Source organism: Clostridioides sp. GD02377 (genome assembly GCF_045899875.1).
GTDB lineage: Bacteria > Bacillota > Clostridia > Peptostreptococcales > Peptostreptococcaceae > Clostridioides > Clostridioides difficile_A.
Map to the genome: position 1 here is coordinate 105,219 of NZ_JBJODA010000018.1, position 10,013 is coordinate 115,231.

Genomic DNA, 10,013 nt, shown 5'->3' on the forward strand with positions numbered 1-10,013 from the left:
ATAATTAAGTACTAGTATTTTATAAGTAAAATAATAATTAAATAAAATAAAAATACGATTAACTAAATTGATAGTTAATCGTATTTTGAAATTTATATGTATAAATATTTTATAGATATAGAGTAGAGGTCATTTATTATTATGCTCTGTAAACATCATCTATAATTTCTACACCTTTTTTTTCTAACGTTTCTTTTACCCAATCTCTATTTGCAGTTCCTTCAGAAGCCTTTACCACCTTAGCATGGTCTTGCTGAGCATTTGCTTCTGCTTTCTCAATAAGGTCTACTGCATCATTTTTAGGAATTACGATTACACCATCTTGGTCTCCCAGTATTATATCACCTGGATTAACAGCAATCCCACCTATAGATATAGGAACATTTACCTCACCAGGACCTTCTTTATATGGACCACCTGGAGTAGTTCCTGTAGCATATATTGGACAATTAGACTTTGATATAACATCAATATCTCTTATTGGACCATCTATTACTATTCCAGCTACTTTTTTGAAATCTGCAAGATATTTGTACATTATCTCTCCCATAATAGCTTGTGTTCTATCTCCATTATTAGATAGTATTATTATATCTCCCTCTTGAGCTATATTAAGAGCTTGATGAAGCATTAAATTATCTCCTGGTCTTGATTTTACTGTTAATGCAACTCCACACATTTTGTTTTGTGGTGAAGACATTAACTTTATTTCTGAACTTAATGCACTTGACCTATACATGCAATCTCCCACATTTGCTGCTGGTAATACACTGAATCTTTTTACAAGTTCTTTATCTGGTAAGTCTCTTTTTAAATATACTCTATTTCCTATTGTCATTTTAAATTCCTCCTAATAAGTGTTTATTGTTTACTAATCATTGTATATAGTTGCATTATCCCAATCTATTGATTTTACTGGCCATGTAGGATTTTTACCTTCAAATACTTCATTAACTCCAATTGCAGAGTGTAAAGAGGCTCTATTAGTAGCTTCTTTAGTTGCTGCTCCTATATGAGGAGATACCACAACATTATCTAAATACAATATAGGATTTTTTGAATCAACTGGTTCTTGTTGTAATACATCTAAACCAGCGCCTGCTATAATATTATCTCTACATGCTTCATATAAGGCTTGTTCATCTACAACACTTCCTCTTGCTGAATTTATAAAAAACGCTGTTTCTTTCATCATATTAAACTGTTCTTTTCCTATAAAGTTTTTAGTAATAGAAGTTGTTGGACAGTGAACAGAAACAAAATCACTTTCTTTATATATCTTGTCTATATCCCTAGTTACTTCTATGCCTTTTGGGAAATCTTTAGATGATTTATATGGGTCATATGCAACCACTTTCATATTAAATCCATCCATACACATCTTAGCAACTCTTGAACCTATGTTTCCACATCCAATAATTCCTACAGTTTTTCCATCAAGCTCACATTTAGGAGTTCTTAATTTAGCTTTATAATAGTCCTCTATAAAGCTTTTTCTTACTTTTGTATAATTTCTAGAGCAATATAACATATACATTAGTGTTACCTCTGCAACAGAAGTACTATTTGCTACTGGACAATACAATACTTGAACACCAAATTCTTTTGCAGCTTCCAAGTCTACAGTATCAAATCCTGCACCATGACGTACTATTACTTTTAAGTTATCAGCAGCTTCAAATACCTCTCTTGTTATTTTAGATAACCTAACTATAATTGCATCAATACCTTTTATATCATTTATTATATCTTTAGTATCCATACCTGAACCAGTTATTAGTTCATGTCCTCTACCTTCTAAGTAATCTCTTCCTTCTTGCATTATTTCTTGTGGTAATAATATTTTCCAACCCATTTTCTTCCTCCTAATTAATTTTCATATATGTAATCTGGGGCACAATATACTATAAATCCATCTTTTATGGTCATTTCTGTTTTTAATAATTTATCTGCCTCGAATTTACTACCTTTCCAATCTGTATAAATTTGTTTAATATTCATGATGTCAAATATTGCTACATCTGCATTTGCACCTTCTGATAAGCATCCTATCTGATTTTCCATTTTCATAAGTTTAGCTGGATTCTGTGTTGTCATTTTTACAACATCATATAGACTTATTCCCATACATATGTATCTAGACATAAGGTTTGGCAGAGAGAATATAGGTCTTCTAAACATGCTTGCCAACACCAAATCTGTGCTACAAATATCAGCTATAAACCCTTGTTCCTTTGCTTTTAACATGACTTCAAAATCCCCATGTTTTCGACCTTCTCCTGTATCAAATATGATTCCTCTTTCCCTTGCTTTCTTCACACATTCATATAAATTTCCATCTGAGTCGAGGATAGTATTTTGAACGCCTTGATATACATGTTCAAATATATCTCCTGGTCTTAATATGTTTAATACTTCTTCTGTAGGAACTGGTAAATTTGTACAATGAACTTCAACAGGACATCCTATTTTTTCAGCTATTTTAATAGTTTCTTTTAATGGTTCTATTCCTAGACCTTCTACTAAATTTTCACTTAATCTTATTTTTAGACCTAATATATTATCTTTATTTTCATTGTATATTCGTTCTATTTTTTCATGATTAAAATATTTTGGGTCAATACATTCATGGTAGCTAGTAGTTACCAAACCTGCTGAGCAAACTTGCAAGAAACTTTTTATATTAACTTTACTTCTAGCTACAATTGAAGATTTAAATAGTTGGTAATTTGCTACTCCTGCTGAACAATCAATTGCACTAGTAACACCTGTTGGAAGATATGTACTATCTGGATATATGCCAATTTCAGTTCCATCTGCAAACATATGAGGATGTGCATCAATCAACCCAGGAAAAACAAATTTACCTCTTGCATCTATTGTGTGTTTTGCTTTATCACCATGTTTATATTCAGTTACTTTTCCGTTGTATATAGCAATTGTTTTATTTCCATTTACATTGTTTTTAGGGTCTATTACATGACCATTTACAATAAGTAAATCTAGCATAATTATTCATCTCCAATATATAAATTTAATGTGTACTTACCATAATCCAATTATTTTCCAGTAAGGTAAACCTATTACTAAGAATATTGCTAATGCAACCATTACCATGATAGTACCTACTTTCCAGAAGTCTTTTTGAGATACATATCCTGATGCAAAGGCTATAAGACCAGCTCCATTTCCATAATGAGTCAATAAAGCTCCATAACTTGCAAAGAATGCTAATAATAATGTAACTATCATTGGGTTTGCTTTAGTAGATAAAACTATTGCAAATAGTACAGGATAAAAAGATGCTACAAAAGCACTATTTGATACAAAGAAGTATCTAACTGCTAAACTTACTAATAATAGAACTATTGTAACTAATAATCCATTTACATCTGATAGATTAAGTACAGTACCCAATTTATCAGCTAACCAATTGTAAAACCCTGCATCAGCTAATGAACCGGCAATACCATAAAATGCACCATACCATATAAATACATTCCATGCTCCTTTAGCACCAATAACATCATCCCAATCTAAAATACCTGCTATAAGGACTAATGCTAAGAATACAAATCCTACTACCTGCATATTTAAGTTTATAAAAGGTATTTTTTCACCAAACATCCATCCAAGAATTGCAAGAATAAAGAATACAACTAGTATCTTTTCCTGTTTTGTAATAGTACCTAATGATTCCAAATCTTTTCTTATCTGTGGTTTAATATCTGTTAAATGAGTTAAACCTGGTTTGTATATCTTATATACTATAAGTGGTGCTACTAGTAAGAATAAACCTGCTGGTACGACTGATGCCATAAACCAAGTTCCCCAAGTTAAGTTAACACCTAACATACTTGATGCCAAAGAAACTGTTATCGCATTGGTTGCCATACCTGTCAAAAATAATGCTGCTGTCCCTTGAGATACTACATATGTTAATACTGTTAAATATGCACCTAATTTTTTAGGCTCATCATCAGGTTTAGAACCTGCACCTTCTGCTATATTTCTAAATATAGGGTATATAATAGTTGTTCTAGATGAATTTGAACCTGTAGCAGGGCTAAGTATTAAATCACTTATCATCATTAGGTATCCAAGCCCTAAGGTAGAATCTCCTGCTCTTAGTAAAAGGTTATATGCCATACGTTTTCCTAATCCTGTCTTTACAAAAGCTGTACAAACAATAGTTACAACAACTAAAAACCAAGTCATCTTATCTGAATATCCATGAAGTAGTATTGACTCGTCCATAAACATAAGTGCTACACCTACAATGATTAAAGTGATGATTGGTTCTTTAAATGGTTTAATAACAAGACCTGCTAGTAAACCTAGATATAAAGCAACAATATCCCAAGTTTCTTTTTTTAATCCTTGTGGTGCAGGTAAGCTCCATACGATTATTGGTATAGCTGCAACAAGTAAGAATTTCATCAACTGTTTTTTATTCATTTTTTTCTCCTTATTTGATTTTAGATTTATACTAAGTTATAAAAGCACAAAATATGCCAACTTTTCAGATTAATACTATTTTTTTATTTTTTTGTGTAATTTATTACGATTTAATTGAGAATCGAATCGATTCAATAAGAATTTATAAAAACCTTTTCTTAGATAGTATCAGTAGTAGTGCTTTATTTTACGATGTTGCATTTCAAAATGAAATACAATAGTTCTAAAATGAAATGTAATATTTCAATTATTAATAAAACGATACAAAGTATATCTTTAAACAAAGACATAAATAATATGTGACAATTAAAGAAAACATTAAATCTAAATTTTATTATATATATAATTGTATAAATAGTTACACGTATCACTATATAAGTTAGAAAAAGAATATCTATATACTATCTTTAGAAATAAATAAGAAAATGTAGTTTGGATAAATAGGGAAGAGGACTTTAGAAATGTGGTTTTAAAGATTATAAGGTGCATAAGTCGTTGAAAGAAGGCTGATAAATAATAATACTGAGATATATTTATTAAGGGAAATCATTAATATGATACAATAAATATAATATGATAAAGTAGAAAAAATTTAAAATATATGGGTAAATCTTATGAAGATTTTATGGAATCAAAATGTTACATAATGGGATGCTCTGGAAGATATTTTCTTAAAAAAAAGAATAGTGAAAAACTTTTAGAGACTGAAAATTTTATATGAAGAGTAAACTTCAGAAAGATGGTGTATTATGGGTGAGTTACAAAAAATTCCAGGGGTAGGGAAAGTAACTGAAAATCCAGAATCAGAAAAATTAAAGTGGTGGTATTGGAAAGATTAAAAAAACTTTTAAAAATTTAAAAATCAATAAAAGAGTTAAAAATCCGTTTTAGATATTGATAAGAACGAATATTTAACTCTTTCTTAGTTGTAAATTTTATGTAAATCTATCAATCTAAATATCTATCCATCTAGTTAAATATACTATTCAACAAAATAGATTGAGATAATTAATTAGAAACTGCTTCTTCAAGCCATTTTCTGCACTGTTCAATATTTATCATAGGGTCGAAACCTTGGTATTTACCCTTATTTAAAAGCATATCACAAGGGAAAGTGTCACATTCACCACAATGATTAAGCTTCTTATCTTCACAACAAGTTTTAACCTTACATTCTCCACCCCAAAATGGCTTTTCCATATTTGGACAGCCAGTGCAATTTACTTGTTCTTTTCTTGTACAACTGTTACAACAGACACCACATCTTGATTCAAACATATTCAAACATCCTTTCTAGTACTAGTATTATAAAATAAATTTAGATGACTCTGTAGCTTCAAATAATTGATTTTGAGTCATCTAAATATCACACATAAAGTTATTGTATTTGCTATACTAAATTATAAAGACTATTCAAAAAATTCTTTTGCATATTCTACAACACCAGAGACTCCTTTAAACCCACCTTCTAATAATTCTATAGCCATGAAGTTTTCATCTGGTACTTCAAATGGAGCCATTATATTAAATTTACTTGCTACCTGATAACCAAATTTAGGATAATACTTGTCATGACCTAAGACAACACAACCTCTATATCCTTTTTCCTTTGCTATTTTATGTCCTTCTTCAATTAGCTTTGTACCGATTTTTTTACCTTGCATGCTAGGAGAAACCGATACAGGTGCTAATGTTAAAAGTACATCATTTCCAACTTTTATTTCTGTAAATAAGATATGACCAACTATATCTCCATCATACTCAGCTACTATTGAAAGTTCTGGAACAAAGTTATCGCTATTTCTTAAACGATTAACAAGATTATGCTCATCATGGTCAGAAACTTCTTCATTTTCAAAGGCAGACTTAATAACATCATACACTTTACTTTTATCACTTTCTTTTTCCTGTCTAATTATCATTTTAATTACACCTCTCAAGGTCAAATATTTATTTACTATATTCAATAATTTTTTAGCTATATTTAATTAACTTTCATTATATAATATAATAGTTAGTTTCACACTAAATCTTTAGTATATTATTAAATAAATTTAAATAATAATATTATTATGTACATTTATACCTTTAAGTATATCAAGCATATAGTTTTTAAATAACATACGTATTATTCTTAAATATCAAGCATATAGTTTTTAAATAACATACGTATTATTCTTAAATAAAAAGCACACAACTTTTAAATAACATACATATAACTATTAGATAAAAAACATATAGCCTTTAACTGATAGGTACATAATTATTAAATAAAAAACACATAACATCTAAATAAGTAGTAGAGTAGTAAGTATATATTATTTTTTATAATAAAAGACATTACACCAAGAATAATTATATCCTCTAACTTCTAACCACTCAGGGAATGAAATATCTTTATCGGTTTCATCATATTGAAACCATAAGTTATACAACTCTTGATAATAAGTCTTTTCCTTTAAGTATTCACTATATGAATCTAAGTTTTCTTCATACTTTGTAAGTAACTTGTCCATCTCATCTAAATCATACTTAATATTTGCTTTAGTACTTAAAATAACGCTTTCTTGTATATGATGAGAAGCAAACCATAGTTCATCTATATACTTATTTAATAATAATTCTACGGATTTAATATCTTTACTATCTAACTTTAAAGCATCTTTTAACATGTTTTCAGAAGAGTAGTATATATATTCTTCACTATTCAAAGAAATAGGAATATCTAACTGGTATCCCCATCTAAGAAAAGGCATCTCCTCATTTAAAATAGCCTCTTTGACTATTGGAAAAATCAACTTAACAACTAGAGGTTGCTGGAATGTTTTTATATTATTCTTATCAAAACGTTCTTTGCAAATATATGTAATAAAGTGTTTCTGTTTAATTTCAGGTAATGTCAATATGTACTCAATCATAAGGTCTAGCTTTTTGTTTGCTAACTTCTTAAGGCCACTATTTCTTGTGTTTGCATATTCATTCCAAAGTGTTGTTATTTGCTTATCTTCATAATCTATAGTATTCATTAATTGCCTCCAAACAATATTAAAACTCTTTGCGAGTTATATAATTATGTCTAAATTATAATTATGTAAATAAGCCTATTACCATGTATCGGGAATTAGATTCCAGATTACAATTATAGTAATAAGTATTATTGATAAAGTAACTGATGATGTAACTAATATTGGCTTATTTTTTTTTATAATACCCACAAATATACCTACTGTTAACAGTAGTACTAATAAAAGGATTACTAAATTAAATCCAAATGCAAACATATTTATATGCCCTCCTCATAAAAATATATATAGGCTTCTCCTGTATTTTACCATATTACATGATGAAAGTCATTTTCTAACACTAAATATTTTAAGGTGACATACAAATAATCACGATAAAAAATAAGATTATATAACCTTAAGATAATAATTACTTTACAAAAATAAATATACAATATATAAATAAATATAATATATAATAAGTAAACCATCTAATTATAATTCAAATATAATTAGGTAAAATAAATATTTGAATTTTAATAGATGGTTTTTATTATAAATCCTTATTATTAATATATTTGATTCTAATATATTGACCATTAAGAAATGACATCATTTTTCTTAAAATTTCTATTGGCAATTTCAGAAAATACTAGAGTAGTAATGAATGCAACAAATATTGAAACCATAGTATCATTAATACTTAAAGCAGACTGCTTTATAATTCCCATTGCACTTCCTAGCATAGAGTAAGGGAAAAAGATACCAATAGAAGGCTTAGCTATCAGTAACCCCATACCAAATAAAGAAAGACAAAGGCTAATTCCAATAGGAGTTGCAAAACTTCTAATCTTAATAGACATATATAGCTGTATAGAAGCTATTGAAATAGAAATAATCCAACCTTTAACAATCCAACCAGTAAGTTCTTTAGGGATACTATCAGGAAAAGCAAACATATTTCCTGCAACTATATAAAAGATAACAAAAACAATTTGTGTAATAGCCGTAAGTACTGAAATTACTGCAAGCTTAGATAAAAATATATTTTTTAGATTGATTGGTAATGTCATTATATTGTTCCAGTTATGATTCATATGTTCAAGCCTACAAATATATGCACAAAAGATTGCTATTAAGATAGGAAAGAAAAATTCCCCATAAAAAAGACTAACTTGAGTCCATAAGCTATACCATTGTTTTGTAAGAATACCTTGATTTAGATAAAAATTACCACAACCAATTAAGACACTTATAAGTGGTAAAGCTATCAATACATACCATATAAAAGAATTTTTTAACTTTAGGATTTCTCCCAAGACTGCTTTCCTTAACATTTAAACCCCTCCTATAATTCTTTTTTTAATAGATGATTTCTTCCAATATAATAAATTAACATTCCAATTAAGAAGATTATAATAGTAATTAAAAGATTCATATCAATTCTGTAGACGGATGGTCCACTGGCATTATCATATGCATAGTTTAAAGGTGACAATTCCAAGTAATAAGACCATATAAATAATCTACGAATACCTTGATAAAATAGTCCTGATGTTAAACCTATAAAACTACCTACCATACCAAATGTAATTGCAATCATTTGATTTGGAATTACAGTTGCAATCCACAGGTGTAGTGCGATTATAGCAGTACTTACAAGTATTGTTCCAAATGTATATTTTAGAAGTAAAATTAAAGAGAAGGGTTCAATCATATCTCTAAAACATCCAAATAGTATAATAGATAACAATTGCATTAACACAGATACAGATATTAAGATAGTAGTGCATAAGAATTTAGAGAAATAGATACTATTTAAAGGAGCTACAGAAGATTTTAGAAGTTTCCACGTATCTCCTTTATGCTCTATATCACTTATGCGTGATGTAATTATTGATATTAAAATAGGAAAGAATAAGCCATTTAGAGTTACAAAATTCATGATAATATATGAATATTCAAATCCACTTAACATATCTGGATTACGTGTAATGGTTCTATTTGAGTTCATAATACACCACAATATTTCAACAACTACAAATAAAAATGTCATAAGAAAAAGTTTCTTTCTTCTAAGTTTGTAAAACTCTAGACCAAGATATTTCATTATAAAGTCACCGCCTTACCAGTAAGTTCTAGGAATATATCTTCTAAGCTCTTTTTATGTTCTTCTATTCTGAATACATCAATATTTGAATTGACAAGTATGTTATTTACTTTAGCTACATCTGAGTCGTTTAAATTTTCAATAGTCAAGTATCCGTTTTGTATAAGCGACATATATCCTTTATTGTTCAATAATTTCTGTGAAGATATAAGGTTTTGTGTTTTGATAGCGATATGACTTTGACCTCTATCATGAAGTTCTTTTATGCTATCTTGAAAAACAAGTTCACCATGATTTATTATTCCTATTGATGTTGCAATCTGGTCAATTTCACTCAAAAGATGGCTAGAGATTAGAACTGTCATACCATATTTTTCTGGAAGTGACTTTATTAATTCTCTAATCTCTTCAATTCCTGCTGGGTCAAGCCCATTTGTAGGTTC

The 10,013-nt window shown here is 28.7% G+C and carries 10 protein-coding genes and 1 pseudogene; all 11 read right to left on the reverse strand.

Going from position 1 to position 10,013, the window contains the following annotated elements:
* Nucleotides 1-139: 139 nt before the first annotated feature.
* On the reverse strand, nt 140-838 hold the full coding sequence (locus Q3304_RS15950; RefSeq protein ID WP_054269188.1) for an RraA family protein: 699 nt from the start codon (nt 836-838) through the stop codon (nt 140-142).
* Nucleotides 839-871: 33 nt separating this feature from the next.
* Nucleotides 872-1,855 (reverse strand): hydroxyacid dehydrogenase, encoded by a 984-nt coding sequence (locus tag Q3304_RS15955; RefSeq protein ID WP_407814966.1) that lies wholly within the window; start codon nt 1,853-1,855, stop codon nt 872-874.
* 14 nt (nt 1,856-1,869) lie between these two features.
* Complete coding sequence (locus tag Q3304_RS15960; protein WP_407814967.1) at nt 1,870-3,009, reverse strand: amidohydrolase family protein; 1,140 nt, start codon at nt 3,007-3,009, stop codon at nt 1,870-1,872.
* A gap of 36 nt (nt 3,010-3,045) precedes the next feature.
* The gene (locus tag Q3304_RS15965) at nt 3,046-4,458 is read right to left on the reverse strand and encodes a DASS family sodium-coupled anion symporter (protein WP_407814968.1); all 1,413 of its coding nucleotides are present in this window, start codon (nt 4,456-4,458) and stop codon (nt 3,046-3,048) included.
* A gap of 1,008 nt (nt 4,459-5,466) precedes the next feature.
* The gene (locus Q3304_RS15970; protein ID WP_407814969.1) at nt 5,467-5,736 is read right to left on the reverse strand and encodes a DUF3795 domain-containing protein; all 270 of its coding nucleotides are present in this window, start codon (nt 5,734-5,736) and stop codon (nt 5,467-5,469) included.
* Nucleotides 5,737-5,867: 131 nt separating this feature from the next.
* Nucleotides 5,868-6,380 (reverse strand): GNAT family N-acetyltransferase, encoded by a 513-nt coding sequence (locus tag Q3304_RS15975; RefSeq protein ID WP_243194005.1) that lies wholly within the window; start codon nt 6,378-6,380, stop codon nt 5,868-5,870.
* A gap of 396 nt (nt 6,381-6,776) precedes the next feature.
* Nucleotides 6,777-7,484 carry a hypothetical protein gene (locus Q3304_RS15980; protein ID WP_407814970.1) on the reverse strand — a complete coding sequence of 236 codons (708 nt, stop codon included), beginning with the start codon at nt 7,482-7,484 and terminating at the stop codon, nt 6,777-6,779.
* A gap of 78 nt (nt 7,485-7,562) precedes the next feature.
* Nucleotides 7,563-7,739: a hypothetical protein gene (locus Q3304_RS15985; protein WP_153885125.1), complete on the reverse strand. Its 177-nt coding sequence runs from the start codon at nt 7,737-7,739 to the stop codon at nt 7,563-7,565.
* A 320-nt stretch (nt 7,740-8,059) separates the two neighbouring features.
* On the reverse strand, nt 8,060-8,797 hold the full coding sequence (locus Q3304_RS15990; protein ID WP_407811867.1) for an ABC transporter permease: 738 nt from the start codon (nt 8,795-8,797) through the stop codon (nt 8,060-8,062).
* Between the two features lie 11 nt (nt 8,798-8,808).
* Nucleotides 8,809-9,570, reverse strand: coding sequence for an ABC transporter permease (locus tag Q3304_RS15995; protein ID WP_054275910.1), 762 nt, complete (start codon nt 9,568-9,570; stop codon nt 8,809-8,811).
* A pseudogene (locus Q3304_RS16000) lies at nt 9,570-10,013 on the reverse strand (bacitracin ABC transporter ATP-binding protein); the annotation flags it as partial. The pseudogene Q3304_RS16000 and the gene Q3304_RS15995, both read right to left, overlap by 1 nt.

What these genes read in the sequence shown, in the direction of transcription:
- Q3304_RS15950 (WP_054269188.1), bottom strand. Translation starts at nt 838, where the DNA reads ATGACAATAGGAAATAGAGTATATTTAAAAAGAGACTTACCAGATAAA.
- Q3304_RS15955 (WP_407814966.1), bottom strand. Translation starts at nt 1,855, where the DNA reads ATGGGTTGGAAAATATTATTACCACAAGAAATAATGCAAGAAGGAAGA.
- Q3304_RS15960 (WP_407814967.1), bottom strand. Translation starts at nt 3,009, where the DNA reads ATGCTAGATTTACTTATTGTAAATGGTCATGTAATAGACCCTAAAAAC.
- Q3304_RS15965 (WP_407814968.1), bottom strand. Translation starts at nt 4,458, where the DNA reads ATGAATAAAAAACAGTTGATGAAATTCTTACTTGTTGCAGCTATACCA.
- Q3304_RS15970 (WP_407814969.1), bottom strand. Translation starts at nt 5,736, where the DNA reads ATGTTTGAATCAAGATGTGGTGTCTGTTGTAACAGTTGTACAAGAAAA.
- Q3304_RS15975 (WP_243194005.1), bottom strand. Translation starts at nt 6,380, where the DNA reads ATGATAATTAGACAGGAAAAAGAAAGTGATAAAAGTAAAGTGTATGAT.
- Q3304_RS15980 (WP_407814970.1), bottom strand. Translation starts at nt 7,484, where the DNA reads ATGAATACTATAGATTATGAAGATAAGCAAATAACAACACTTTGGAAT.
- Q3304_RS15985 (WP_153885125.1), bottom strand. Translation starts at nt 7,739, where the DNA reads ATGTTTGCATTTGGATTTAATTTAGTAATCCTTTTATTAGTACTACTG.
- Q3304_RS15990 (WP_407811867.1), bottom strand. Translation starts at nt 8,797, where the DNA reads ATGTTAAGGAAAGCAGTCTTGGGAGAAATCCTAAAGTTAAAAAATTCT.
- Q3304_RS15995 (WP_054275910.1), bottom strand. Translation starts at nt 9,570, where the DNA reads ATGAAATATCTTGGTCTAGAGTTTTACAAACTTAGAAGAAAGAAACTT.